General features: G+C 61.1%; 21 protein-coding genes. 8 read left to right on the top strand and 13 right to left on the bottom strand.

Annotation, left to right across the window (positions count from 1 at the left end; genetic code table 11):
- Nucleotides 1–61: 61 nt before the first annotated feature.
- A complete protein-coding gene (locus AC4BCN_RS19365; RefSeq protein ID WP_034751929.1) occupies nucleotides 62–283 on the bottom strand; it encodes a hypothetical protein in 222 nt (73 codons plus the stop codon).
- A 250-nt stretch (nucleotides 284–533) separates the two neighbouring features.
- On the opposite strand from AC4BCN_RS19365, the gene AC4BCN_RS19370 reads away from it, so the two are divergent.
- Nucleotides 534–1,145: a 1-acyl-sn-glycerol-3-phosphate acyltransferase gene (locus tag AC4BCN_RS19370; protein WP_490491530.1), complete on the top strand. Its 612-nt coding sequence runs from the start codon at nucleotides 534–536 to the stop codon at nucleotides 1,143–1,145.
- On the opposite strand, the gene AC4BCN_RS19375 is transcribed toward AC4BCN_RS19370, so the two are convergent.
- The 12 genes from AC4BCN_RS19375 to tssK all read right to left on the bottom strand — a co-directional run bounded on the left by AC4BCN_RS19375 (nucleotide 1,142) and on the right by tssK (nucleotide 16,049).
- On the bottom strand, nucleotides 1,142–1,702 hold the full coding sequence (locus AC4BCN_RS19375) for a HupE/UreJ family protein (RefSeq protein ID WP_490491531.1): 561 nt from the start codon (nucleotides 1,700–1,702) through the stop codon (nucleotides 1,142–1,144). The genes AC4BCN_RS19370 and AC4BCN_RS19375 overlap by 4 nt on opposite strands.
- Nucleotides 1,699–2,337, bottom strand: a complete 639-nt coding sequence (gene ureG / locus AC4BCN_RS19380; RefSeq protein ID WP_070304690.1) for an urease accessory protein UreG — start codon at nucleotides 2,335–2,337, stop codon at nucleotides 1,699–1,701. Before ureG ends, AC4BCN_RS19375 begins: the two co-directional genes overlap by 4 nt.
- Nucleotides 2,338–2,360: 23 nt before the next feature.
- Complete coding sequence (locus tag AC4BCN_RS19385) at nucleotides 2,361–3,041, bottom strand: urease accessory protein UreF (protein ID WP_139089711.1); 681 nt, start codon at nucleotides 3,039–3,041, stop codon at nucleotides 2,361–2,363.
- Nucleotides 3,041–3,565 carry an urease accessory protein UreE gene (gene ureE / locus AC4BCN_RS19390; protein WP_490491532.1) on the bottom strand — a complete coding sequence of 175 codons (525 nt, stop codon included), beginning with the start codon at nucleotides 3,563–3,565 and terminating at the stop codon, nucleotides 3,041–3,043. Before ureE ends, AC4BCN_RS19385 begins: the two co-directional genes overlap by 1 nt.
- Nucleotides 3,566–3,578: 13 nt before the next feature.
- Nucleotides 3,579–5,279, bottom strand: coding sequence for an urease subunit alpha (gene ureC, locus AC4BCN_RS19395; protein WP_490491533.1), 1,701 nt, complete (start codon nucleotides 5,277–5,279; stop codon nucleotides 3,579–3,581).
- A 1-nt stretch (nucleotide 5,280) separates the two neighbouring features.
- Nucleotides 5,281–5,610, bottom strand: a complete 330-nt coding sequence (locus tag AC4BCN_RS19400) for an urease subunit beta (RefSeq protein ID WP_034751935.1) — start codon at nucleotides 5,608–5,610, stop codon at nucleotides 5,281–5,283.
- A gap of 21 nt (nucleotides 5,611–5,631) precedes the next feature.
- Entirely contained in the window at nucleotides 5,632–5,934 is a 303-nt protein-coding gene (locus AC4BCN_RS19405) for an urease subunit gamma (protein ID WP_034751936.1), read from the bottom strand.
- 22 nt (nucleotides 5,935–5,956) lie between these two features.
- Nucleotides 5,957–6,823 (bottom strand): urease accessory protein UreD, encoded by an 867-nt coding sequence (locus AC4BCN_RS19410; protein WP_189396508.1) that lies wholly within the window; start codon nucleotides 6,821–6,823, stop codon nucleotides 5,957–5,959.
- Nucleotides 6,824–6,953: 130 nt separating this feature from the next.
- The gene (locus AC4BCN_RS19415) at nucleotides 6,954–9,170 is read right to left on the bottom strand and encodes a two-component system response regulator (protein WP_128142686.1); all 2,217 of its coding nucleotides are present in this window, start codon (nucleotides 9,168–9,170) and stop codon (nucleotides 6,954–6,956) included.
- Nucleotides 9,171–9,344: 174 nt separating this feature from the next.
- Nucleotides 9,345–11,510 (bottom strand): sensor histidine kinase, encoded by a 2,166-nt coding sequence (locus AC4BCN_RS19420; protein WP_490491534.1) that lies wholly within the window; start codon nucleotides 11,508–11,510, stop codon nucleotides 9,345–9,347.
- Complete coding sequence (locus AC4BCN_RS19425) at nucleotides 11,507–14,557, bottom strand: sensor histidine kinase (RefSeq protein ID WP_490491535.1); 3,051 nt, start codon at nucleotides 14,555–14,557, stop codon at nucleotides 11,507–11,509. Before AC4BCN_RS19425 ends, AC4BCN_RS19420 begins: the two co-directional genes overlap by 4 nt.
- Nucleotides 14,558–14,702: 145 nt before the next feature.
- Nucleotides 14,703–16,049: a type VI secretion system baseplate subunit TssK gene (gene tssK / locus AC4BCN_RS19430; RefSeq protein ID WP_456150313.1), complete on the bottom strand. Its 1,347-nt coding sequence runs from the start codon at nucleotides 16,047–16,049 to the stop codon at nucleotides 14,703–14,705.
- 174 nt (nucleotides 16,050–16,223) lie between these two features.
- Here tssK and tssF point away from each other — a divergent pair, with 174 nt between their 5' ends.
- The 7 genes from tssF to AC4BCN_RS19465 all read left to right on the top strand — a co-directional run bounded on the left by tssF (nucleotide 16,224) and on the right by AC4BCN_RS19465 (nucleotide 25,516).
- Nucleotides 16,224–18,029, top strand: coding sequence for a type VI secretion system baseplate subunit TssF (tssF, locus tag AC4BCN_RS19435; protein ID WP_490491536.1), 1,806 nt, complete (start codon nucleotides 16,224–16,226; stop codon nucleotides 18,027–18,029).
- Nucleotides 17,993–19,018, top strand: a complete 1,026-nt coding sequence (gene tssG / locus AC4BCN_RS19440; protein WP_490491537.1) for a type VI secretion system baseplate subunit TssG — start codon at nucleotides 17,993–17,995, stop codon at nucleotides 19,016–19,018. The genes tssF and tssG overlap by 37 nt, the downstream gene beginning before the upstream one ends.
- Nucleotides 19,019–19,047: 29 nt before the next feature.
- A complete protein-coding gene (locus tag AC4BCN_RS19445) occupies nucleotides 19,048–19,302 on the top strand; it encodes a PAAR domain-containing protein (RefSeq protein WP_490491538.1) in 255 nt (84 codons plus the stop codon).
- Between the two features lie 12 nt (nucleotides 19,303–19,314).
- The gene (locus AC4BCN_RS19450; protein WP_490491539.1) at nucleotides 19,315–21,912 is read left to right on the top strand and encodes a type VI secretion system Vgr family protein; all 2,598 of its coding nucleotides are present in this window, start codon (nucleotides 19,315–19,317) and stop codon (nucleotides 21,910–21,912) included.
- Nucleotides 21,909–23,837, top strand: a complete 1,929-nt coding sequence (locus AC4BCN_RS19455; protein ID WP_490491540.1) for an esterase/lipase family protein — start codon at nucleotides 21,909–21,911, stop codon at nucleotides 23,835–23,837. The genes AC4BCN_RS19450 and AC4BCN_RS19455 overlap by 4 nt, the downstream gene beginning before the upstream one ends.
- Nucleotides 23,838–23,839: 2 nt before the next feature.
- Nucleotides 23,840–24,964 (top strand): T6SS immunity protein Tli4 family protein, encoded by a 1,125-nt coding sequence (locus AC4BCN_RS19460; RefSeq protein WP_490491541.1) that lies wholly within the window; start codon nucleotides 23,840–23,842, stop codon nucleotides 24,962–24,964.
- A gap of 72 nt (nucleotides 24,965–25,036) precedes the next feature.
- Entirely contained in the window at nucleotides 25,037–25,516 is a 480-nt protein-coding gene (locus AC4BCN_RS19465) for a GNAT family N-acetyltransferase (RefSeq protein ID WP_490491542.1), read from the top strand.
- Nucleotides 25,517–25,580 lie beyond the last annotated feature (64 nt).

The following is a 25,580-nucleotide window of genomic DNA, read 5'->3' on the forward strand; positions in this document are numbered from 1 at the left end:
GCAACGATACCAACGCAAAGGACTGCGTGACGATCGCGGCGCCCGCCGTTTTGTCTGCGCTTCAGCGCCATCGGCGCCGTGCCGGCCGGGCCGGACGGCGCGCCTGCACGCTGCTGAAGACACGGCGTATCACCTCGGCCGGCACCGCGTGCTCGCGCAAGTAGGCCGTCGCCACCGTTCGCCCCAGCGCATGATGAAACGCCACGCCCCGCTCGACGAGTTCGGCCATCACTTTGTCCGTTCGGACTTGCTGCCCATGTCCATCATCGATATTGTTTTTCATGCCATGGCTCCCTATCGGGTGGATCAACCTTGCATCAAGTTTTGACCACATTGTGCACATTTAGTGCCCGACACCGTGGCAAAGCATCGTTAAAATAGCAGCGGCAATCGCCCCGACACCGCATGAATAGCGGCCTCGGCTGCTTGTCGCCACCGCCAGCCCCGTATAGAATGCCTGCGCAGAATTTTTGCTTCAAGGAAAATGGCCACCAGCGCCATCCCATTAAGAATAGTGTCACTGAAGGGTATCAATGGACGATTTATTTGTACAAGCGGGCGACTTGCCGACCTGGCACCAGCGCTGCGCGCTGCGCGTGCTGCACCTGTTCGGCTGGCGCATGCGCTTTCGCCCCTTGCCGGGGCCGCGCGGCATCGCCGTCGTCTACCCGCACACGTCCAACTGGGATTTCATCGTCGGCCTGTTCGGCAAATGGGCGCTGTCGCTGCCGTTTCGCTGGCTGGCCAAGGATTCGCTGTTCCGCGGCCCCATGGGCAAGGTGCTGCGCTACCTGGGCGGCGAACCGGTCGACCGCAGCACCACCAGCGGCACGATACAGCGCCAGGCCGAACGCATGCTGGCCGCCGACTGGTACTGGCTGGCCATCACGCCGGAAGCGACGCGCAGCTACCGCCCGAACTGGAAAAGCGGCTTTTATCACCTGGCCGTGGCGGCCAAGGTGCCGTTGCTGCTGGTCTACATCGACTACCCGAACAAGGTGCTGGGCGTCGTCGACCATTTATATCTGACAGGCAACAAGGACGCCGACATGGCGGCGATTGCCGCCGTGTATGCGGGCCACCAGGGCTTGCACCCTGAAAAGGCGGCGCCCATCGTGCTGTCGGACAAGCGTCCCGGCGCCTAAGCAACTCCCATCAGCACCACGCCGGCGGCCGTCAAGGCCACGCCAGCCACCCGCAACATGCGCTCGGCCAGCACCTGGCCGGTGAAACGTCCCGTCCCAAGCAAGATGGCCGAGGCCAGCATGAAGCCGCAGGCGGCCGAGGCGGCCGGCAATTCCTGACCGTGGGCATTGCCATGCGCCAGCGCAAACAGGCCCACCAATCCCATACCGAGCCAGTTCGGCAAGGCCAGCGCCAGTGCGATGGCCAGGCCCACCAGCGCCACCGTGGCGGCGATGCCCGTTTCCAGCCCGGGTACCGTCAAGCCCGCCATGCCTGCCAGCGCGCCAAGCAGCATCATGCCGAGAAATGTGGCGGGCTGGGCCAGGCCGCGGCGCTGCTGGCCGCCCCAGATGCCCACGCCCAGCATGGCCAGCAAATGGTCGATGCCCGTGAACGGATGGGCGAAACCGGCCAGGAAGCCCACGCTCTCGCCGTGGCCGGGGTGGGCCATCGCAGGCAAGGCCAGCAGGCACAGGGCAGCCACGGCGGTGGTTTTCTTCATCAGTGTTGCGCTCATTGCAGCTCCTTGCCTGGTTGATCGAGCAAACCTTGCTCGCGGATAAAATCGATGACCACCTGCACGCCATCGCCGCTGCGCAGGTTGGTGAACACAAACGGGCGCGCGCCGCGCATGCGCTTGGCGTCCTGCGCCATGATGTCCAGATTGGCGCCCACGTACGGCGCCAGGTCCGTCTTGTTGATGATCAGCAAATCGGAACGCGTGATGCCGGGCCCGCCCTTGCGCGGGATTTTTTCGCCGCCCGCCACGTCGATTACGTAAATCGTCAGGTCCGACAATTCCGGGCTGAAGGTGGCGGCCAGGTTATCCCCGCCGGATTCGACGAGGATCAAGTCAAGCTCGGGAAAATCCGCCTGCATGCGCGCGATGGCTTCCAGGTTGATGGAAGCGTCTTCGCGGATGGCCGTGTGCGGGCAGCCGCCCGTTTCCACGCCCATCAGGCGCTCGGCCGGCAAGGCGTCCGCGCGCAGCAGGATTTCCATGTCTTCCTTGGTGTAGATGTCATTCGTGATGACGGCCATGTCGTAGCGCTCGCGCATGCCCTTGCACAGCATTTCGCACAGGGCCGTCTTGCCCGAGCCGACGGGCCCGCCGATGCCCACGCGCAGCGGATTGGAGGTGATCGATGTCATAGTATGGTCTCTCGTTATAGTGTTCAGGAACGGTACAGGCGGCTGTACTGCACTTCGTGGCGCATCGACAGCAGCGACAGCCCGGGCGCCCAGTTGCCCATCTCGTCGTCTTGCAAGGTTTGCGCCGTCAGCGCCGCCGCTTCCAGGTCAGGCCGCAGCGACAGCAGCAGGCGCTGACCGGCCACCTGCCCCAGCGGCACGGATTTCACGCAGACGAGTACCTGGTTTTCCGCCCACGCGAACAGCATGGCCAGCAGCGCCTCTTCGCGGGGAATCGCCAGTGCCGCCACGGCGCAGGCATACGCGGTAGGCAAGGCCACTTCCGGCTGGCCCTGCAGCATGTCGATCAGGACGCCGTCGGCCACGCCCAGTTCGGCCAGCAATTTGGTCAAGGAATAGCCCATCTGGATGGTTTCGGCGCGAAATTCCGCCGTGTCGCGCGACGCGATGAAACGCTCGCTCCAGCGCTGCACGGCGCGCAAATCCTGTTCTTCAAACGCCTGCATCAGCCGCCAGCACAAAGGCGCTTCCCAGCGCGCCACCACCTGCGCCAGATGCTCGGCGATCCACGCGCGCGCCGTGGCCGCGTCGTGCACCAGGCTTGACTCCAGCGCCGCTTCCAGCCCCTGCGAATAGCTGTAGGCGCCGATCGGCAAGGCCGGGCTGGCGAACTGCAGCAAATGCAGCAGGGCCGATGCCTGCATCACGCAGCGCCTGGCACATCGCCGGGACGGTGGATTTTCTGCCGCAGCGGCACGGGCGCCAGCAAGTGCTGGCCGTGGCCGTCGTGGTGGCCATGGCCGCCGCCGTACGCGCCCGCCTCGGGCTCGAACGGTGCGCTTTCTTCCGTCACCATCGCCTGCAAGCCTTCGAGCATCTCCTTCAGCACGACGTCCTTGCGGATGCGCAAAAAGCCGTCGCCCACCTGCGCCTGCGTATGGCGGTTGCCCAAATGGAAAGCGCAGCGCAGCAGGGTGTGCGCATCGGCGCAGCGCACCAGGTAAGTCGGCTCGCGCGCGGCAACGATCTGCACCACCTGCCCTTCCGGCCCCGTCATGCGTTCGCCGTCGCGCAGCACCGTGCCGCGCACGGTGAACACGGCCACGTCGTCGCCATTCGACAGCACGGCGCGCAGCCGGCATTTTTCACGCTGGTCGTAGGGCAGCACCAGTTGGGCAAACGGTGCGCGCTGGTCTTCTGGTCCCAACTTGGTATGCAAAGTCAGCATGCTTGTCTCCTGCTTAGAATAGAAAATAGCGCTGCGCCATCGGCAGCACGGCGGCCGCTTCGCACACGAGCAGCTGGCCGTCGGCGCGCACGGCGTAGGTTTCCGGGTCCACCTCCATGTGCGGCGTGGCGCTGTTGTGGATCATGTCGTGCTTGCGCAAGCCGCGCATGTTCTTCACGGCGATGACGGATTTATTCAGTTTCAGCTGATGCCCGATATCGAGGTCGTAGGCCGCCTGCGATACAAACGTAAACGACTTTTTCAGGCCACCGCCGAAGGCGCCGAACATCATGCGGTAGTGCACGGGCTGCGGCGTGGGGATCGACGCGTTCGGGTCGCCCATCTGCGCGGCCGCGATCATGCCGCCTTTTAAAATCATCGACGGCTTGACGCCGAAAAAGGCCGGTTTCCACAGGACGATGTCGGCGATCTTGCCGGCCTCGATGGAGCCCACCACGTGCGCAATCCCGTGCGTGATGGCTGGATTGATCGTGTACTTGGCGATGTAGCGCTTGGCGCGGAAGTTGTCGCTGCGCGCCGTGTCGGGCGCCAAGGCGCCCCGCTGCACCTTCATCTTGTGCGCCGTCTGCCAGGTGCGCATGATCACCTCGCCCACTCTCCCCATCGCTTGCGAGTCGGACGACATCATCGAGATGGCGCCGATGTCGTGCAGGATGTCTTCCGCGGCGATGGTTTCGCGGCGGATGCGCGACTCGGCAAACGCCACGTCTTCGGCAATGGCCGGGTCCAGGTGGTGGCAGACCATCAGCATGTCCAGGTGCTCGTCGAGCGTGTTGACGGTAAACGGGCGCGTCGGGTTGGTCGACGAAGGCAGCACGTTGGACTGCCCCACGGCGGCGATGATGTCTGGCGCATGGCCGCCGCCCGCCCCTTCCGTGTGGAACGTGTGGATGGTGCGGTCCTTGAAGGCGGCCAGCGTGTGCTCGAGAAAACCGCCCTCGTTGAGGGTATCGCTGTGCAGCGCCACCTGGATATCCATGCTGTCCGCGACGGACAGGCAGTTGTCGATGGCGGCCGGCGTGCTGCCCCAGTCTTCGTGCAGTTTCAGGCCGATGGCGCCCGCGCGCACCTGCTCTTCCAGCGGCAGCGGCAGGCTGACGTTGCCTTTGCCCATGAAGCCCAGGTTCATCGGGAAGGCGTCGGCGGCCGCCAGCATCGCGTGCAAATGCCACGGTCCCGGCGTGCAAGTGGTGGCGGCCGTACCCACGGCCGGTCCCGTGCCGCCGCCCAGCATGGTGGTCACGCCACTCATCAGCGCTTCCTCGATCTGCTGCGGGCAAATGAAGTGGATATGCGTGTCGACGCCGCCGGCCGTGACGATCATGCCTTCGCCGGCGATGATTTCCGTGGCGCCGCCGATGGCCAGGGTCACGCCAGGCTGGATGTCCGGGTTGCCCGCCTTGCCGATGCCGAAAATCAGCCCGTTCTTCAAGCCGATGTCGGCTTTGACGATGCCCCAGTGGTCGAGGATGACGGCATTCGTGATGACGGTATCCATCACCTCGGCCGCGCAGCGCTGCGACTGGCCCATGCCGTCACGGATCACCTTGCCGCCGCCGAATTTCACCTCTTCGCCGTAGATCGCATAGTCATGCTCGATCTCGATGAACAGTTCCGTATCGGCCAGGCGGATGCGGTCGCCCTTGGTGGGGCCGAACATCTCGGCATATGCGCTGCGGGGAATGCTGGCCATCTCAATCCTTTCCCGGTGGCGTGTCTTGCAGTTCGCCCATCACTTCGCCATTGAAGCCGTAGACCTTGCGCTCGCCCGCCAGCGCCACCAGTTCCACGGTGCGCTGCTGGCCCGGCTCGAAGCGCACGGCCGTGCCGGCCGTGATGTTCAGGCGCATGCCATAGGCGCGCCAGCGCTCGAAAGCCAGCGCCGGGTTGACTTCAAAAAAATGGAAGTGCGAGCCGACCTGTATCGGCCGGTCGCCCCGGTTGGCCACCACCACGGTGGCCGTGGCGCGCCCGGCATTCAAGCTGATTTCGCCTTCTTCCAATTGGTATTCACCTGGGGTCATGATGGGCTCCTTCTCAAAAAACTACGGTATAGGGTGGTGCACGGTCACCAGCTTGCTGCCATCGGGGAAGGTGGCTTCCACCTGGATGTCGGGGATCATCTCGGCGATGCCGTCCATGACGTCGGCGCGCGAGAGTATCTTGGTACCGTCCGACATCAGCTGCGCCACCGACTTGCCATCGCGCGCGCCTTCCATGATGGCGGCGCTGATCAGGGCCACCGCTTCCGGATAATTCAATTTCAAGCCGCGCGCCAGGCGCCGTTCGGCCAGCAGCGCAGCCGTAAAAATGAGCAGCTTGTCTTTTTCGCGGGGAGTCAGGTCCATAGTTTTCCTTCTTCTTTCCTGATTAAGTGTTCCAGATGCGGGGCACGACGGCGTCGCGTCCCAGCATGGCGGGGCGCAGCAGCTGCCAGGCGGCCAGCATGACGCGGCGCGCCGCCTCGCTGTCGCCGCACAACAGGCGCACCACCACCAGCGATTTCATGTGCGTGGCACCAAACGCTGCGCCGGCCGGCGCGGTGATCCCGCGCACGGCCGCCAGCACGTCGGGAGAAACGGGCATGCCGACGGCGATCAGGGTGGCGCACACCGTGTGGCCCGCCAAGCCCAACGGACTGGCCATCAGCGCGCCGCCGCCAGCCAGCACGCCCTGCTCCCACCACAGCAGTTTGCCGCCACGGCGGATCTGCACCTGCTGGCTGATGCTGCCCGTATTGAAAACTTCGCCCGAGGCGCTGCGGCCCAGGCAGACGATGTCGCAGCCGATGTAGCTGGCGTCCGGCGCCAGTTCCACTTCGTGGCGCAGGCGCACGCAGGCCTGGTCGAAGAAAATGCTCTCTTGCGGCAGCCACTCGATGGCCGCGCCGCTACCAGCGCGCAGCACGATGTGCTGGCCCGAGACGTGGCCGTTGGCGCGGTACCACTTGGCCGCGCCCGGCGACGTGAGCAAGGCGTGCGCGCCCTCGCCCACCGTGGCGTCGACGGCCAGCTGGTCGCCGCCCACGACGCCGCCGGGCGGATGGATGATGATGGCGTGGCAGACGGCGCCGCCTTCCGGGTACAGGGGCTTTTGCACGCGCAGGGGGCCGCTGTGCGTGCGCTCGACGAGACGGCTGACGCCATCGTGCAAGGCAAAACCCAGGCGCAGCTGCGCCTGCCAGGCGCTGTGCGCGCTGGCTGGTAAAGGCGTGACTGGTCGGGTGCTGTCTGGCATGCGGGGCAATCGCGTAAATAAGCGATTACCTAAGCAGGATATGTGCCAGCGTCAGGGGAAGGAAAAGTGAGAATCGTGCACCGCGCTGCGGCGGGCGCACCGGCATGGTGCATCGGCCGCACCGCGGCGCTTAGGCCACGGCCACTGTCACGGCCAGGGTGCGCCGTTCGCGCAGCAAGGCCGTGAAGGCTTCCGCAGCGAGGGGGCGGCTGAAAAAATAGCCCTGCATTTCATCGCAGCCGTGTTCCGTCAGGAAGTCGACCTGTTCGCGCGTTTCCACGCCTTCGGCGATGACGCGCATGTCGAGGTTGTGCGCCAGCGAGATGACGGAACGGGCGATAGCCGCGTCGCTGCTGCTGGTGGTGACGTCGTCGACGAAGGATTTGTCGATCTTCAGCACGTCGATGGGAAAGCGTTTCAGGTAGCCGAGGCTGGAATAGCCGGTGCCGAAATCGTCGAGCGAAATGCCCACGCCGATATCCTTCAGGCGCGTGAGGGCCGCCACGGCCTTGTCCGGGTCGCCCATCACCGTGCTTTCCGTGATCTCGATGCCGAGGCAGGCGGGCGCGATGCCGTATTTGCGCAAGGCCGCCTCGACGAAAGGCACCGTGCGGTCCTGTGCGAACTGTTTGCCGGACAGGTTGACGGCCACCTTGATGCTGCCCAGGCCCGCGTCGTGCCAGGCGCGGATTTGCGCGCACACGCTTTCGAGCACCCATTCGCCGATGGCCGTGATCGAGCCGTATTCCTCGGCCAGCGCGATGAACAGGCCGGGCGGCACCTTGCCCAGCACCGGGTTATCCCAGCGCAGCAGGGCTTCCGCGCCCAGCAAGGCGCCCGTGCGCAAGCACATCTGCGGCTGGTAGTGCACTTCGAATTCATCGCGGCAGATGGCGCCGCGCAGCTGCTGCTGCATCGCCAGGCGGGCGCGGATATCGCTGCCCATGCGTTCCGTGAAGAAGGCGTAATGGTCGCGCCCCATTTCCTTGGCGCGCACGAGGGCCGTGTCGGCGTGGCGCAGCACGTCGTCGAGGCTGTCGCCGTCGGCCGGGCACATCGCGATGCCGATGCTCGTCGTCAGCGCCAGGCGTTCGCCATCGACGCTGAGTTCCTCGCGCAAGCCGGCCAGGATGGTTTGCGCCAGCCCCAGGGTACGCCCCAGCAGGGCATCGTCCTGCAGCAGGATCTGGAATTCGTCGCCGCCCTGGCGCACCACCGTGTCGCCTTCGCGCACGCAGCCGGACAGGAAACGCGCCACCACTTGCAGCGCCTTGTCGCCGACGGCCTGGCCGTGCGAATCGTTGATATTCTTGAAACGGTCCAGGTCGAGGCACATCAGCACCACCTGCTGACTGTCGCGCACGGCATTCGCACGCGCCTGCTCGAAGCGCTCGCGCAGCAGCACGCGGTTCGGCAAACCGGTCAGCGCATCGTGGTAGGAAAGGAAATCGATCAGATGCTGCTCGGCCTTGCGTTCGCTGATGTCGAGGAAGACGCCGATATAGTTGACGACGGCACCGTCGGGTCCGTGCACGGTGGAGACGCTGAGCAGGCAGGGATAGGTGTCGCCGCTCTTGCGCCGCGTCTGCACCTCGCCGGACCAGCAGCCGCTGCTGCGCAAGCCCTGGCGCAGGGCCAGCAGCACCGCTTCGCCCGTGTATTCTGCATGCAGGCGCATGATGTCCGTGCCCACCACTTCCTGCGCCGCGTAGCCGGTGATGCGAGTGAAAGCGGGATTGGCCGTGACGATGACGCCGGCCGCATCGGTGATCAGGATGGCGTCCTGGGTCGCTTCGAAGACCTGGCCCGATAGCCGCAGCAATTCTTCATTGGCGCGGCGGATCTGCACTTCGCGCGCCAGGGTGCTGGCCACCTGCTCCAGTTCGGCCGTGCGTTCGGCCACCCGCCGTTCCAGGTTGGCGCGTTCCTGCGCCAGCTGCAGCTGCGCCCGCGCCAGGCGCACGTGGGCGTCGGTGCGGGCCAGGATTTCCTCGGCCTGGAAGGGCTTGGCGATGAAGTCGACGGCGCCCAGCGCAAAGCCGCGCACCTTGTCGTCCGTATCGTACTGGGCCGACAGGAAGATCACCGGCACCTGGCACAGGGACGGTATCTCCTTCAGGCGACGGCACACTTCAAAGCCGTCGAGGCCGGGCATGCGCACGTCGAGCAGGATCAGCTCGGGCGGGCGCGCCTGGGCCGTCCACAGGGCCAGTTCACCGTTCGGCGCCTGGCGCACGGCATAGCCGGCGCCGCCCAGCAAATCGCTCAACAGCTTCAGCGAAGCCGGCGTATCTTCAACGATCAGTACTTCGCCCTTCGAGTTCACTTCCGAAAAATCGCGGTGCATGTAGCAGTTCTCTCAGCTTTGGATGAGGCGCGGCGGTCGGTTGCCACGCTGGACAAGACATTTCTTTGCGATGAACTACGTACTATCATCATAATCTTTATTGCAATTTAGCACCATCCATCGGCGCTACTTAGTCGTTCTTTTCAGCGAATCCGATGTTGTCAGCCCACACTTTCAAGCGTGCGCCAGCACGCCTTCATTCTCCAGCAAGTCGCACAGCTGGCGGTACTGATGCAGGTCGAGCATGGCTTGCAGCGGCGCCAGCAACGGCGCCGCCACCGCGGGAAGGGCCGCCAGCAGCTGCGCCACCCTGGCCAGGTTCAATTCGCGCAGCGCCACCAGCAAGGCGGCGCGTTCTTCCCCGGTCAACAGCAGCAAATCTTGCGCCCGCAGTGCCGGCCGCGCCTCGGGCGCCGGCGACACGGGCTGCGGCACGGGCACCTGCAGCGGCGCCTCGGCCGCCTGCGCGGGAATGCGGAAGCTGAAGACGGCGCCCTGCCCCGGCGTCGATTCCACCGTCAGTTCGCCTTCCATCAGTTGCACGAATTCGCGCGAGATGGCCAGGCCCAGGCCCGTGCCATCCTTCGGTCCCGCGCTGTCGGCCTGCACGAAGGGCTCGAAAATGCGCTGCTGGTCTTCCGGCGCGATGCCGATGCCCGTGTCGCTGACGGCGAACGACAGCATCCATTGATCGCCACCGCGCCGCTCGCCGCGCACGCGCAGGGTGACTTCGCCGCCGCCGGCGAACTTGACGGCGTTCGACATCAGGTTCAGCAGCACCTGGCGCAAGCGTGTCGCGTCGAGCAGCACGGCCGCCGGCAGGTCCGCGCAATCGAGGCGCAAGGCCAGCCCCTGCTGCTCGGCGCGCATGCCCAGCATGTCCATCACTTCCTGCAGCAGGGGCGTCAGCGCCACCACGGCCGTCTGCGCCTGCAGGCGCCCCGCCTCGCCCTTCGACAGTTCGAGGATTTCATTGATCAGGATAAGCAAGTGATTGCCGGAGCGGTGGATGATGGCCAGGTTACGCTTTTCATCGTCGTGCATATTGGGCGAGGCGGCCATCAGGCGCGAAAAGCCGATCACGGAATTCAAGGGCGTGCGCAGTTCATGGCTCATGTTCGCCAGGAATGTGCTCTTGGCGCGGTTCGCGGCCTGCGCCTGGCTGACGGCCACCGACAGGGCGCTCGTGCGCTCGGCCACCAGTTCTTCCAGGTGATGGCGGTGGCGCAGCAGTTCCAGTTCGGCCTCGCGGTGCGCCGTGATGTCGTAGTTCGACCCCACCATGCGCATGGGCTGGCCCTGCCCGTCGCGGAAGATCACGGCATCGACCTTGATGTAGCGGATGGCGCCATCGGGCCACAGGATGCGGTATTCGTGCGTGAACGCCTGGCCGGCGTCCAGCGCGGCGCGCAGGGCTTCCTTGGCGGCCGGCACGTCGTCGGGCATCAGCGCCGCGCGCCAGATCGCCGCCGGCGCCGTGCCGCTGTCCGCATCGGCCTTGAACTGCGCGTACATCTGTTCGTCCCACTGCAAGGCGCCGCTGCGGACGTTCCAGTCCCAGATGCCGATGCTGGCCGCGCCGGTGGCCATCTGCACGCGCTCCTCGCTGCGCTGCAAGGCGCGGTAGCGGCTGTCGAGCAGCGCCACCATCTCGCGGATCGAACGGTACAGCGTGCGCAGCTCGCCCAGGAACCACGCTTTCGGCGGCGTGCCGAACGCTTCGCCCTGCCCTGCCTGGATGCCGGCCGCATACTGGCCGATCGCCTTCAGGGGCTTGAGCATCAGACACCACATGAGCAGCCAGATGCTGGCCACGAGGATCACGTCGAGCGCCACGATCATGGCGCCGATGCCCAGCGCGCGTTGCCGCAGCTGCGCATGCAGCAGAGCCGGCGTCGCATACACGGCCACGCTGCCGATGACTTGTCCGCCCATCGTCACGGGACGCCGCTGCACCAGCCAGTCGGGCTCCGCGGACAGCGAGGAAAAGCTGCCGATGGAACCGTCCGCGGTGCGGCGCAGGACCAGCGCTTCCTTGCCGATGCCCGGCGTCAGCGAACTGGCCATCAAGTCGCGCTTGCCCAGCATGCTGCGCATGATGGCCTGCATCTGCTTTTCATCGAGATTCCACAAGGGCAGTTCGATGGCCACGGCCAGCTGGTCCGCGCTGACGGACAGGCTGCGCTGCAGCTGCTGCCAGCGCTGCTCGCGTTCGGACTGGTAAAACAGCACGGCAAACACCAGCAGCAGCGCGGTGACGACAAAGGTCAGCGCCACGCTGACGGCCAGCACGATGGACACGCCGCCTAGGCGCGCGCCCTTGGATGGGTGAAGCGTCATGCGTCTTCGCCCTGCGGCTCGCTGGCCAGCTGCGCCAGCATGGCGCACAGCGGCTGGTATTGATGCTGTTCCAGCATGGCGGCGATGTGCGCGGCCAGCTGCGGCAGGCTGGTCGCCACGCCGGCCAGCACGATGGCGCTGCGCCGCAAATCGAGGGCTTGCACGGATGCGAGCAGCGCCTGGCGCTCGTCCGCGCCCAACTGGCCCAGCAACTGCTGCAGGTCAAATGGCGCGACCGGCACGCGCGGCGGCACGGCGCCGGTGCGCTGGAAGCGCACGCCCAGCTGCTGCTCCAGCATGGCGAACAGGTGTTCCTGCTCGATCGGCTTGCGCAGGAAGCCGTCGGCGCCGGCCGCCAGCGCTTCCTGCTTTTCTTCCTCGAAGGCGGAAGCGGTCATGATCACCAGGCGCGGCTGCACCAACGCCGGCTGCGCGCGCAGCCAGCGCGTCAGCGCCAGGCCGTCCATGTCCGGCATGCGCCAGTCGCTGAGCACGATGTCGTAGCGCTGCGCCGCCAGCATGGCTTGCGCCTGCACGCCGCCCGCCGCCTCCTGCAGCTGGAAGCCCAGCGGCTCCAGCAAGCCGGTCAGCAGCTTGCGGCAGTTGTCGTCATCGTCGACCAGCAGCACCGTGCGCCCGCGCTGGGCCGCCGGCAGGCGCGCCACGCGGCCCGGAGCCAGCGGCGCGACGGCAGGGCACTGTACGCGGGGTGCGCGCAAGTCGAAATGGAACATGGAGCCGGCCCCCAGGGTCGATTCAACGCGCAGCTCGCCGCCCATCAGGCGCACGAATTCGCGCGAAATGGTCAGCCCCAGTCCCGTGCCGGCCTGCGCCACGGCGCTGTCGGCCTGCACGAACGGTTCAAAGATGCGCTCCAGGTCCTCTTCCGCGATGCCGCTGCCCGTATCGCGCACGGCAAAGGCCAGCGCCACTTGCCCATCGTCCTCCGCCTGGCAAGCCAGCGACAGGGTCACGCTGCCCTGCTTGATGAACTTGAGCGCGTTCGACAGCAAATTGAGCAGCACCTGGCGCAGCTTGGCGCCATCGAGGCGCACCAGCGGCGGCACGCCGGCACGTTCGAGCCGCAGCGCGATGCCCTGGTCGCTCGAACGCATGCGCACCATCTCGAGCACTTCGTCGAGCAAACCGTTCAAGTCCACGGGCCCCGCCTGCAGATGCATGCGGCCCGCCTCGATTTTCGATAACTCCAGGATATCGTTGATCAAGGTGAGCAAATGGTGGCCGGCACGGTTGATGATGGCCAGGTTATGCTTTTCTTCCTCGAACATGCTGCTCGAATCGGCCATCATCTGCGAAAATCCGATCACGGAATTCAAGGGCGTGCGCAACTCGTGGCTCATGTTGGCCAGGAAGACGCTTTTCGCGCGGTTCGCCGATTCGGCCTCGGTGACGGCCACCGACAGGGCGGCCGTACGCTGCTGCACCAGTTCCTCCAGGTGGTCGCGGTAGCCGAGCAGTTCCTGCTCGCTTTGCTTGCGTTCGGAAATGTCGACGATACCGCTGCGCACCAGGCGCCGCCCTTCCATCGGCAAGCGCACCAGCCGCACTTCGCAAGGGAATATGCTGCCGTCGGCGCGCCGCACATTGCGCTCGACCAGGATGGGTTCACCGAGCATGGCGCGGCGCAGATGCTCTTCCATCATCAGTCCCAGCGGCAGCCCATCGGGCTGCTCGCCCGTGTACAGGTCGAACGGCCCGCGCGCCAGCAGCGCTTCGCGCGACATGCCCAGCATGCGCTGCGCACTGCTGTTGGCGTCGATAAAACGGTCCAGGTCCAGGTCATACACGACGATGGCTTCGGGCGCATGCTCGACGAGGATGCGGAAGCGCTGTTCGCTTTCGCGCGCCTCGCCCTCGGCGCGGCGCAAACGGCGGCGCTGCAGCAGCAAGGCGCTCAGCATGCACGCCATGGCGAGAAACACGGCGCCAGCCGACAGCACGGCCGCGCGGTGCTCGTGCCACAGCTGCGGCGGGCGGTTGAAGAACAGGGTGTTCGGCGGCAGCCGGCTGATGTCGGCATCCCAGCGCTGCAGCTGCTCCCAGTCATACATGGGCACAGGACGGACCGGCGGCAGCAAGGCGCCCGGTGCGGCTGGCGCCTTGCCGGCCAACACGGCCAGCGACATCTGCGCCACCTGCTGCGCGGCCCCTTCGATGTGCAGGATGGAGCCGCCGAGGATGCCCTTGCCCACGTTCGTGTTGTACATGCCGAAGGCGGGCACGTTCGCCAGCCGCGCCAGTTCACCGGCAAACTGCACGGGCGTGGCGATGGCGCCGTCCACGTCGCGGTTGACATTGCCCGTCACCAGCAGCGTATCGGCGGGCAGGCGCGCCACCTTCGCGCGCATCTGCGCCAGGGTCAGGCCGTCGAGATACTCCATGAAAACGATACCCTGCCAGGCCTGCGCCGCCTGCTGCATGCTGCGCTTCAAGGCCTGGTCGGCCTCGCTGGCACCGACGGCCATGACGATGGTTTTGGTTTCAGGGAACAGCGCCATCGCTTGCGCCAGTGTGCCGGGAAAATCGACGTTCGCCTTTTGCTGCCAGATGGCCAGCGGGCTGCCTACCGGCAAGGCCTTGCCCGAGGTGTTAATCGCCAGCACGGGCACGCCGCGCGCCAGCGGCGCCAGGTCCGACAGCAAAAAATCGAGCGCCGGCTGCTGCATCGCGATGATCAGATCCGCCTTGCGCCCCATCATCTGGGTGTATCTTAAAAGCAACAAATCACGCATCTCGTTGCGCAGCGCCGGGTCGCCCTGGGTATTGAGGTTCAGGTGCTCGACCATGATGTCTTCGCTGGCCAGGCCCGCGGCGGCCATGGCGGCCACATAGGTGCGCGTGTACGATTCCACGCCGGCGCGGCCGTAATCGTAGGCATTGAGGACCAGCACGCGCTGCCCCTGGTGCGGCGGCGCAGCCGGCATGGCCGCAGGGGCGGCGACGACACACAACGCCAGCAGCAATGCGCGGCCGCAGCGGCGCACCGCTGCCCTGCCCATCCCGCCGCCAGGCACATCACGCATCATTCGCCATGCCCATGCTCACTCTCGCTGTCACCATGTTTCACCATTGCGCTGACTGCTCAGCGACCGACACTTACAAAAACATGATAACGTCAACTGCCGGGGCAAGTCTATTGCTTAGGGCAATCTTTTGACAAGGCAACCATCATTACGCGGCGGTGCCGCTGATGCCGAACAATTCCAGCTTCAGCCCTTTTATGCCAGACGGCACATAAATCGCAATCGCCTGGGCCTTGATCATGCCGTCATAAATGCTGCCCTTGTTATCGATCGAAAAGTAATAGGTATTGGGCCGCACTGGCACTTCAGCAGGAACCTGGGCCATATGACGCAACTCGGCACCCGGAAGTGCCCTGCCAAGCAATAGTTCGATATTGTCCGGAGACGATATCTTGAACTGCAACGGCACCGTGGCAACCAGTTCCAGCGCCGGCATATCGGCGTTGACCGCAAGGCAGAGTTCGGTCTGACGGTCAATCCGCTTGGCATCGAGCAAGCCGTGATAGTGGGTGTTTTGTTGCGTGTCGTTGGACAGTGGAATCGGGAAGTAACGCGACAGGAGCACCGTATCGATCAAGTCGCGAATGATGCCATCGAGCTTGCCGAAACCGGGAGCCGCGTCATCGTGACAATACGCGGGCAAGTCGCTCAGCGTGTACTTTTTCGAGAACGTCATCAAGCCGCCGGCCAATGCCATCAATTTTTCAAACAAATACACGGGGTGGTGGCGCCGGTAACTGGCGCAATGACTGAGCGTGGCGCTGGCCGTGCTCAATGTATTGAGCATCCAGAACGAGGAAACATCCCCGCCATGAAATTCAACCGTATTGTTACCGGGTTGACGGTGGCGGCTGTACAGCGCCTCGATTTTCGCGCCCATGCGGTCGATCAGCGAATCGAGCATTTTCTGCAGCGAAGACTCGGCGCAGATGGTCAGACCGGGCGGAATGAAGGAGGCATCGATTTCAAAGCTGCCATTGCCAGCGCGGTACAAACGGATCACCGGAATGGCAAGATAATCATGGAGCGGGTCCAGCTGCGACAGCAGATACACGCGCTTCTTCAGGTAAGCCACATCGATGCTGACTGCCTCGCTGTACAGATCCGGGGTTTCGATATCCGCCTGGACATAGCGCGCGCCGGCGGAACTCACATTGCCGCCGTGTGCCTGCAGCGCCGGCAGCGCGGCGTAAAAAGTAAAACTATGTTCGCTGGAAGGCAGCTTGGACAAGTCAACTGCACTGGGCAATACATCGCCGAGAGGCGCCTCAAAGAATTCTCCATCCTGAAAGACGAGCGACATGGCGTCCGCCCGCAGGCTATTGTTGGCCAGTGCATCCACATTCCAGCTGACGCCGTGCACGCCCCATAAATGCGGATTGATGAGTGAGGCCAGGCGTTGCAGGCGCGCTTCATGGTAGCGGTCCAGCTGCTGGAATTGCTGGGGACCGATGGCCAGCCCCTCGGACCACAGTAATTTGGATGGCAATGTCATGGCGTTCTCCATGTTGACCGTTGGAATCATGCTGCCTTGCCAGTCTGAGGTTGCCAGCTTGGAAGTTCTTGATGTTGCGCAGCAACCCTGTTCAATTATTGCGCAAACGCAATTTACCTTGGAGCAAACGCTCGGATACTGACCATTCCGCCGCGAAGACACAGGAAAAGAGAGATGGAGGACTTGCTGCCGTATTTCGAACGCGAGCTGGTGATGCTAAGGCGGCATTGCCGTGAGTTCTCCGAGCGCTATCCGAGAATCGCCGGCAAATTGCACATGTCCGGCGAGTCTTGCGAGGATCCGCACGTCGAACACTTGATCGAATCGGTGGCCATGCTGGCGGCCCGCATCTCGAAACGGCTCGATGACGACTATCCGCAATTTACCGAAGCCCTGTTCGAAGCCCTGTTTCCACATTATCTGCGCCCCTTTCCATCGTCCACCATCGTCCATCAGCCTGTCCCAGCGGCTGGAGCGGGTGTAATGCACCTGCCGGCCGGCAGTGAAATGGACGCAATGCCTGTGCGTGGCGTGCGCTGCCGCTTCAAGACGGTCTACGACATCACGACCGGAGCATCGGTACTGGAAAGTGCGGTTTTCGATGCGATGATCAAGCCGCCGCCAGGCGTACGCCTGCCAGCATCAGCCAGTTCCTCGCTGAACATCGGCATCCGGCATCTCGATGCGGCACCCGCATCACTGCGCGTTTTCATCGATGGTGAAGCTTCTTTTTCCGCCGCCTTGCGCGATGCCCTGTTCATGCATGCAGTCTGCGCTTTTGTGTCCATCGACGCGGCGCAGTGGATGGCCCTGCCCGCCGTCCCCCTGGCGCCCGTCGGCTTCGCCGACACGGATGCCTTGATACCTTTCGGTGCCCGTTCGCAACCGGCCTACCGCATCCTGAGCGAGTATTTTGCGTATCCGGAAAAATTCAATTTCTTCGACATCGATATCGCGGCGCTGAGTGCTGCCCTGCCGCCTGGTTGCCAGCGCCTTACCCTGCATCTGTGCATGGCCGGTTTGCGACCCGATTCCGCTGCGGCGCGCATGTTGTCCAGTATTTCCAGCGACAACTTAAGGCTGGGCTGCAGTCCGGCGATCAACCTCTTCCGCCAAGAAGGCGTGCCGATCGCCATCACCCGGCAAAAAATCGACTATTCCGTGCTGGCCCATGCTACCCATGCCCATGGTTACGAAGTCGTCACTGTCGATGCCGTGCGTTTGCTGCGCCAACGCGGAGGCGAAAGCACGCTGACCGAATTTCGCCCGCTGTACAGCCTGCGCCATGGCGAGGGTGCGGCGCAACAAGGCCATTACTGGATCGTGCGCCACGACATGGCTTTGGCCATGAAAAGTCCTGGCCACGAAAAGAAAATCACGCTGGTCGATAGCGGCTTCAATCCCTTGATCAACGAAAAAGCCAGCTTGTCGCTGTCGCTGACCTGCAGTAACCGCGACCTTCCGCTGTCGCTCAAATACGGCCAGCCACAAGGAGACTTGCAACCGTGCGGCGGCGGACCTGCACTGCACATGCTGCGACGCCCCAGCCAGCCGCGATGCTTTTCACCGGGCGCGGGCCTGCACTGGCGGTTGATTTCGCACCTGACGCTGAATCATCACGCGCTGGTTCAGGAAGGCCTGCCGGCACTGCGTGAAATGCTGACACTGTATGACCTGTCTCAATCGGCAAGCTCGCAACGCCAGATCGGCGGCATCGTCGCGCTCGCGCACTCGCCGACCACAACATGGCTGCGGCACAAGCGCGGCACGTCGCTGGCGCATGGCGTGGAGGTACGCCTCACGCTGGACGAGGAAGCGTTCGTCGGCAGCGGCATGCACCTGTTTGTGCAGGTGATCGATCACTTTCTTGGGCTGTATGTGCAAATCAACAGTTTCATCGAACTGGTGGTGCTGTCACTGCAAAGCGGAGAGGAGCTGATCCGATGCAAACCAAGAAGCGGACTGCAGAATCTGGTGTAGTACAACACTTGCTGGCCGAACCGTACCGCTACCAGTTCGTGCAGGCGGTGCGAATTCTGCTGTGCTGGCTACGCGAGCAGAACGTGTCCCATGCGCAAGCCTTCGGCCAAGTGTTGCGCTTCAAGAACAGCTTGTCGCTGAGTTTTCCCGCCAGTGAAATCGAACAGCTCTCGCTCGACGGCAATGAACAACTGACCTTGATGCCCACTTTCATGCGTTTTCTGGGCGTCGGCGGCACCCTGCCCTTGCACCACTCGGAACGCATTGCCGCCTACCGCTTGTCGAGCAAAGATGCTGGCGTCTCGGCCTTCCTCGATATCTTTTCGCACCGCATGCTCACGCTGTATTACCAGGCATGGGAAAAGTATCGACTGGAATCCACGCTCCAGACCCAGGCAAGGGATGTACAACTGCCTTTGCTGACGGCACTGGCCGGCGTGCGGCGCGGTGCGCTGCCGTCGAGCCGCGAAGCTGATGCCGTGACGCAGGATGTCGCGGCCTGGTACGCGGGTCTGCTGCGCTGCCGCCCCGTCTCCGCGCAGGCGATTGGCCCCGTGCTGGCCGAGTACTGCGGCGTACCCGTCACCGTGCAGCAATTTGTCGGTGGCTGGGACTATCTGGAAAAGAACCGGCGCAGCCTGCTGGGCAGTGTCAACTTTACCCTGGCGCGTGGCGCAACGCTTGGCCTGCGGCTTTGGCGTCAGGACATGCGCGTCTGCCTGCATATCGGCCCGCTGGATCCCGCTGGCCTGCAACGCTTCCTGCCGCGCAGTACAGGCGCGGCGGCACTGGCAAAGGTGCTGGCGCTGTTTGGCGTACCAGACCTGCAATATGAAGTGCGGCTGATATTGAGTCCGCCATGCATTACCCCCCTGCTCCTGAGTTCCAACCCGTCAGAAAGACGGCGGCTTGGCTGGACGACGTTCTTGCAGACAACACCAGGCAAGGTACGCGGCGCCGAAGTGCGTTATCTGCTGCAACTGGCCTGAGCAGCCCATCACTGGAAAGCGAGGCAAGCATGAAACATGCGGGACGCGGCGTCATCCGGCTCGGAGACGCAACCGATCACGGCGGCAAGGTCACCAGCGCATCATCGGGCAGCAACGTGATGGGAAAGACGGCGGCGCTGGCCGATGACACCACCTTCTGCCCCAAGTGCAAGGGCAACTTCCCGATCACGCCCGATGGCGCCGGCGCAAAACACATGGGCAAGCCGTACGCCTATGACGGCGACGTCACCGCCTGTGGCGCCCACCTGATCACATCCCTGTAACGGAGGCAGGCCATGCATGCAAACATCCAGGCGGCACTGTCGGCCTTCGACCTCGCCGCGCAAGAACGGCGCCTGCTGAAGATCGACTTTCCCCATGAAGATGGACCTGCCGGCGCCATACTGCTGGTCAATTCGCTGACCGCCAGGGAAGAGGTGTCGCGCGACTTCCGTTTCGAGGCCGAATTGCTGTCCGATGATGCGCATATTGCGCTCAAGGCCATGATGGGCCGCATGGTAACCATTTCCATGGTGCGCGACGATGGTACGCTGCGCTACTTTAACGGCTATGTGGGCGAGTTTTGCCTGCTGCGCGCCGATGGCGGCTTTGCGTGGTACCGGATGGTGCTGCAACCATGGCTGGCCTTCGCCCGGCTGCGCCAGGACAATGTGTCCTTCCATGGCCAAAGCGTAATGCAGCTGACCGAAACGACATTTGCGCACTACGATCAGCGCGACTGGAAAACCAGCATCCATGGCGACGATCCGCAAATCACCTGCGCCAACCAGCACAATGAAACCGACTACAACCACCTGCACCGGCGCTGGGAGGCGCTGGGCTGGCATTACTGGTACGAGCACCGCGCCGATGGCCATACGCTATGGCTCGCGGAAAACACCACCCTGGCTGACATGATCGCCACGGCGTCCGGCGACGGCGCCATGCATTTTCACTCAGAGTCGGGCTCCATGGAAGACGATGGCCTGCAACAGTGGCAAGCCGTGCGCCGGATCGGCTCCGGGCAACTGACCTTGGCCAGTTTCGACTATAAAAATCCGCAACCGCGCCTTGCCAGCGGCTACTCGCTGAATCGCCAGGGTGATGTATTTGCCCACGAACTGTATGAAAACACGGGCGCCTATGGCTATAAGGATGTCGATGCCGGGGAAGCTCTGGCACAACGCCGCATGGAGGAAAGCGACCATTTGCGCCAGTATTTCGAGGCGGCCGGCAATCACCGTGGCGCGCAGCCCGGTCTTTGTTTCCGGCTCGATGGACATTTCAGCGCCGAGGAAAAACGCTATCAGCCTGGCGAGGAGCGCCCTGACAGTATTGCCGAACGCGAGTACCTGATCCTGTCAGTCGAGCATAGCGCCAGCAATAATTATCAGGTCGGCCCGAATGCACCCTCCCACTATGTCAACAATATGCTGTGCGTGCGCCGGGACATCCGCTGGCGCCCGGGACGCGGCTACAACAGCACGCCATGCATCGTTGCCGGTGTACAGACGGCGCTGGTCGTCGGACCGGCCGGGGAGGAAATCCATACCGATGCACTGGGGCGTATCCGCCTGCAATTTCACTGGGACCGCCTCGGTGAATTCGATGAGCGCAGCTCGCCTTGGATACGGGTCATGATGCCGATGGCGGGTCCGCAGATGGGACAAATCGCCCTGCCGCGCGTGGGCCAGGAAGTCGTCGTGCAATTCCAGGACGGCAATATCGACCATCCGATCGTCATTGGCGTGGTCTACAACAGCGCCAATCCACCGCCTTGGCAATTGCCGCAGCAACGCGCCCTGTCCGGCTTGCGCAGCCGCGAACTGGGCGCCCGCAGCGCCAACCACCTTGTACTCGACGATACCAAGGGCGCGATTCAGGCACAGCTGCGCAGCGAGCATCAGGATAGCCGCCTTTCACTGGGCAACATCACCCGCATTGACGACAACGCCGGCCGCAAGGAAGCGCGCGGTGTGGGCTTTGAATTGGCCAGCAGCGCCTGGGGCGCCCTGCGCGCAGCCAAAGGCATGCTGATCACCACAGAAACATCAACAGGAACGGGATCAGTCAAACAGCTCGACGAAACACAGGCCCGCCTGGCGCAAGCACGCCAACTGCAGCAAGGCTTGGCCGGCATGGCCGTCGATGCGGGGGCGCAAGACAGCGCAGCACAACAGGGCGCCGTCGCTGAATCCATCCAGCGGCAAAACGCCGCCATCAAAGGCGCCAGCGGCGATTTCCCGGAGCTGTCCGAACCGCATTTGCTGCTGGCCAGTCCGGCCGGCATCGAGCTGAGCACGGCCCAGTCCATCCACCTGGCCGCCAGCGAGCATGTGGCGCTCACCAGCAGCAAGCATATTTCACTTGCCAGCGGTGACAGCATGTTTGCCAGCATCGCCAAGACTTTCAGCCTGTTCGTGCACAAGGCCGGCATGAAACTGATTGCCGCCAGCGGCAAGGTGTCCATCCAGGCCCACAGCGACGAGGTGGAAATCCTCGCTCAGAAAGTCTTGTCGCTGATCAGCGAAGCGGACTGGGTCAACATCAAGGGCAAGAAAGGCGTACGCCTGCACGGCGCCAACCATATGCTGGAAATCAGCGACAAGGTGCAGTTCTTCACCTCTTCCCCCGTGCTCTTCAACGGCAACCTGGAAACCTTGGCGCCGAAGAGCGTGTCGCAGGAATTTAATGAGAGGCCCGTGACCCGTTTTGATCAGGCCGTCCGCTTGCTGGAAGTGGACGGGAAACCTGCATCCGATATTGCCTTTGAACTCATACGTGACGACGGCAACATTATTAGCGAAAAAAGCGGCGCCGACGGGCTGACGCCATTACAAAAAGGAGATGGCATGGACAGCTATACGATACGTTACAAGGGAGAACTGCCATGAGTGATGATAACGACTTGAATGAACACGGCAATCATCAAGGCGAGTTTCGGCAGAGTGTCGGCGGATGGGCGGAATACACAGTCAATATGACAGAAATAAACGATACCATTCGTCATGACCTAACTATTCCGCCTAAAAAAATAATCCCTATTATATTTTTACCTGGGGTTATGGGTAGCAATTTAAGAATGAAAAAACAACGCCAAGATGATCTGAAGCGACAGGATAACAGATCATGGAGGCCAGATGACATGGTCGACAAATCTGGTAATTTGGCGGTTGCAACCGGTAGTGGTTTAGGTGGTTGGTTTAGGGGAGCATCTCCCAGAGATCGACAATTGGTCTTTGATCCAAATGAAACTGAAGTTGAGTACTATCAATATTCTATCGAAAATGAGCGTTTCTTCCCTGGTGGAGACGTAACCAAAGGATCTGACGCACGTCATAACAACGTTCCTGACGATTTTCCTGGTGTTCCTCCATTGATTTCTGTTAGTCCTAAAAAAAATGCTCAGGTAGATGCAATTCAGAAACCTGGTGTAGCGGGAAAATTTATTCCCCGAGAAATACGTGAAACTCCAGCGCATATTGCACGGTGGCGTGGATGGAGCGAAGTTCTTTTCGCCGGCGCCTATGGCGAAATGCTTAAAAAAACAGAATTCTTCATGAATAATATAATAAAAAAAGGAGAAATTTTACCTCATTGGAAAATTGATCCTTCCGATCAAGTTACTGGACGATATTCATTTGGTCAACAAGCCTATCCGCCTATTGCTAAGCTCCTAATACAAAATCCGAAAGAATTTGGTGGTTCGTCCGGAGCACCAATTAACACTTCCGACATGCTAAAAATTTCCCCATGCTGGTATCCGGTTCATGCGTTGGGATACAACTTCCTGCAGAGCAATGCCATTACTGCTATTATTATTGCCAAACGCATACGCGGCATAGTAATAGGCTATCAGAAATGCGGCTTCAAATGCAGTGAGGTCATTCTCGTCACACATAGCATGGGAGGTCTGCTCGCCCGAGCCTTAATGCATCCTAGATATGGAAATATGCTTAATGATAAAAGTGTAAAAATACTTGGAATATATCATAATGTGATGCCTACCTTAGGGGCCGCCAGTGCATACAAACGCATGCGTTTCGGCTTTAAGGAAAAGGGTGGTCCAATTAATACTCTCGAAGCCCAAATTCTTGGCATTGATGGTGAACACACCACCGCAATTCTCGCAAATGCACCTGCACCATTAGAAATGTTGCCAAGCATGGCATATGGTCAAGAATGGATCAAGGTTGTTGATGCAACAGATAAATTACTTTGGAGCTGGCCACGAGGTAAGGATAGTGCGGTGGAAAGTATCTATTTACAACCTGCGAATGCTTGGTGGAGGATGATAAATCCTTCCTGGGTGAATCCTGCAAATATTCCGCCAAAAAAAGGGGGAGGCATCAACAATGTCATGCGACGATTGAAAGATGCATCAGAATTACTAAAGGAAATAGAACAAATATTTCATCCAAATACATATGCAAGCTATTGTGCCTCAAAAGAATTCTTAAGCTATGGAGAAATCACTTTCAAAGTTACCGAGGGTTTAGAAATTAAAAACTCATCCGATCCAGAAAAAATTATACCATCACCAAATAAGTGGCAGCTATTGACTGACGATGCAAAAGGTAACCTTACTGTACAAGCAGGAACACGTGTTTTGAAAATAAAATTACAACCACCAAATTCTACTGGCGATGAAACCGTCCCATCGGATCGCTCAGCAAAACACATACCTGGGGAAAAATTTTCCCATGGCGCCAAATCTGAAAATGGATATGAACATCAAAATAGCTACTCTCATCCACATGTCCTGGCATCTATGCTCTATTCAATTGTGCAGATTGCCAAAAAAGCAGAATGGAAATGAAAATGTTAAATTATAAAAAAATTCTCATTATTTCAATTATTTCAATAATTGCACTACCATCAAAAACAATGGCAAATAAAGCAATGTCAAATAAAAAACATGAGGAAAATAAAATGCATATACACACAAAAACAATAAAAAAAATAGAAAATTTATTTCAAAAAACAAAAAAACTTTGCTTTGGAAGATATTTATTAAATCTACCAAACGAGGCAGAATTAATAATCGGAAATTCTGAAGTTGAACTATTTAAAGGAGGACCTGAATCCTTAAAAAACCAAGCGGAAATTGATTTAAAAAAAATACGATCTTTGAATATTTCCCCTGAAATTATTTATAATGGGAATGGCCCAATAGAAAATAGTTGGCAACTTCGATACTACAATAGCAAATCAGCCAAAAAAGACAATTTCATAATTTATCGAACATTAATCAACAAAGGGGATTTCATATTTACCATAGGCGACGCAGTAGATAATGGCGACACCGAAAGAGCAACAGCGGAAAGACAATTCCTTCAAGCAAAAAGTCTGCGTTTGCGTGCTACTGAAGAAATTCCTGTCACCCCAGGCCTTTGCGTAGAGCATGGATTCATAAGTGAAAATCAGTATAAATATCAAGAAATAGACGACATAGGTATTTATATTCCAAGCCTTCCCGATGTGCGTTTTTCCATCAGCTCAAACAAGGATGCATACGGCGATTACCCACCGACAGAATTTGAGACAAGAATGAGCGGGGAATTATCATTGCTTAACCGCATACAAAGCGCAAAAGATATACAGGGTAGCGATTATCCCAAGCGCACCTTGCTGCGCGAAGGCAAGCGCACTGTTCAACACTGGAAAGGCGAAGAGTCGCTGATACGGCGTACCGATGGTGTCCATGATTTTGAATGGGCATTGGTCGGCAAACCGAAAGACATCGCAAATCCGTCCGTGCTGGAAGTCAAGATGTACACCAAAGTCGCCCACAACCTGGTCGGCGCCGCCGAAGCATCGTCGCTGACCGATGAGGAGGCGATTGCCTTGTGGGACAAGCTGTTGTCCGGCCTGAAGTTCCGGGTGAAGGTGCCGGGTGCGCCGCCGGGTTCGTACTATATCGATCCCGACAAGCCGGCGCAGTGACAGCTGAATAAGCTCATGCTGGCGCCATGCCAGCCATTGCGCTAGCATGATCCTTTTGCCCCGAAATCTTCCATGCCCATCACCCTGCGCCCCGCCCTGCCCTTTGACGTCGACACCCTGTGGACCCTGCGCACGGTGGCCGTGCGCGTCAGTTGCGCGACGCATTATGCGCCGGAGCAAATTACTGTGTGGACGGCTTCGCCCGTACCGCCAGCTTATGCCGCCATGTTGGCTGCCGGTGGCGGCATCGTGGCGATGCAGGGCGAGGCCATTGCCGGCTATGCCATGCTGGACGTAGATAAACACGAAGTCGATGCCGTGTTTGTCGATCCTGCCCGCGCGGGACTCGGTATCGGCAAGCGGCTGCTGGCGGCGCTGGAGCAACTGGCGCGTGAGCGCGGCATTGCGCGCCTGCACCTGTCCGCGTCGCTGAACGCCGTGCCGTTTTACCAAGCCGCAGGATTTATCTCCTTGCGCGAGGAAGCGTATGCGCATCCGAGCGGCATCAGCCTGGCCAGCGTGGCAATGGAAAAGCTGCTGGTGGTGGCCTGAGCATTCAGTCGTTGCTGGCAGCAGCTTCGGACTCGCTCAGGCATTGCTGCAGTTTCGCGATCAG

The organism is Janthinobacterium sp. Bl 1 (genome assembly GCF_058215535.1).

What these genes read in the sequence shown, in the direction of transcription:
- AC4BCN_RS19365 (WP_034751929.1), bottom strand. Translation starts at nt 283, where the DNA reads ATGAAAAACAATATCGATGATGGACATGGGCAGCAAGTCCGAACGGAC.
- AC4BCN_RS19370 (WP_490491530.1), top strand. Translation starts at nt 534, where the DNA reads ATGGACGATTTATTTGTACAAGCGGGCGACTTGCCGACCTGGCACCAG.
- AC4BCN_RS19375 (WP_490491531.1), bottom strand. Translation starts at nt 1,702, where the DNA reads ATGAGCGCAACACTGATGAAGAAAACCACCGCCGTGGCTGCCCTGTGC.
- ureG (WP_070304690.1), bottom strand. Translation starts at nt 2,337, where the DNA reads ATGACATCGATCACCTCCAATCCGCTGCGCGTGGGCATCGGCGGGCCC.
- AC4BCN_RS19385 (WP_139089711.1), bottom strand. Translation starts at nt 3,041, where the DNA reads ATGCAGGCATCGGCCCTGCTGCATTTGCTGCAGTTCGCCAGCCCGGCC.
- ureE (WP_490491532.1), bottom strand. Translation starts at nt 3,565, where the DNA reads ATGCTGACTTTGCATACCAAGTTGGGACCAGAAGACCAGCGCGCACCG.
- ureC (WP_490491533.1), bottom strand. Translation starts at nt 5,279, where the DNA reads ATGGCCAGCATTCCCCGCAGCGCATATGCCGAGATGTTCGGCCCCACC.
- AC4BCN_RS19400 (WP_034751935.1), bottom strand. Translation starts at nt 5,610, where the DNA reads ATGACCCCAGGTGAATACCAATTGGAAGAAGGCGAAATCAGCTTGAAT.
- AC4BCN_RS19405 (WP_034751936.1), bottom strand. Translation starts at nt 5,934, where the DNA reads ATGGACCTGACTCCCCGCGAAAAAGACAAGCTGCTCATTTTTACGGCT.
- AC4BCN_RS19410 (WP_189396508.1), bottom strand. Translation starts at nt 6,823, where the DNA reads ATGCCAGACAGCACCCGACCAGTCACGCCTTTACCAGCCAGCGCGCAC.
- AC4BCN_RS19415 (WP_128142686.1), bottom strand. Translation starts at nt 9,170, where the DNA reads ATGCACCGCGATTTTTCGGAAGTGAACTCGAAGGGCGAAGTACTGATC.
- AC4BCN_RS19420 (WP_490491534.1), bottom strand. Translation starts at nt 11,510, where the DNA reads ATGACGCTTCACCCATCCAAGGGCGCGCGCCTAGGCGGCGTGTCCATC.
- AC4BCN_RS19425 (WP_490491535.1), bottom strand. Translation starts at nt 14,557, where the DNA reads ATGATGCGTGATGTGCCTGGCGGCGGGATGGGCAGGGCAGCGGTGCGC.
- tssK (WP_456150313.1), bottom strand. Translation starts at nt 16,049, where the DNA reads ATGACATTGCCATCCAAATTACTGTGGTCCGAGGGGCTGGCCATCGGT.
- tssF (WP_490491536.1), top strand. Translation starts at nt 16,224, where the DNA reads ATGGAGGACTTGCTGCCGTATTTCGAACGCGAGCTGGTGATGCTAAGG.
- tssG (WP_490491537.1), top strand. Translation starts at nt 17,993, where the DNA reads ATGCAAACCAAGAAGCGGACTGCAGAATCTGGTGTAGTACAACACTTG.
- AC4BCN_RS19445 (WP_490491538.1), top strand. Translation starts at nt 19,048, where the DNA reads ATGAAACATGCGGGACGCGGCGTCATCCGGCTCGGAGACGCAACCGAT.
- AC4BCN_RS19450 (WP_490491539.1), top strand. Translation starts at nt 19,315, where the DNA reads ATGCATGCAAACATCCAGGCGGCACTGTCGGCCTTCGACCTCGCCGCG.
- AC4BCN_RS19455 (WP_490491540.1), top strand. Translation starts at nt 21,909, where the DNA reads ATGAGTGATGATAACGACTTGAATGAACACGGCAATCATCAAGGCGAG.
- AC4BCN_RS19460 (WP_490491541.1), top strand. Translation starts at nt 23,840, where the DNA reads ATGTTAAATTATAAAAAAATTCTCATTATTTCAATTATTTCAATAATT.
- AC4BCN_RS19465 (WP_490491542.1), top strand. Translation starts at nt 25,037, where the DNA reads ATGCCCATCACCCTGCGCCCCGCCCTGCCCTTTGACGTCGACACCCTG.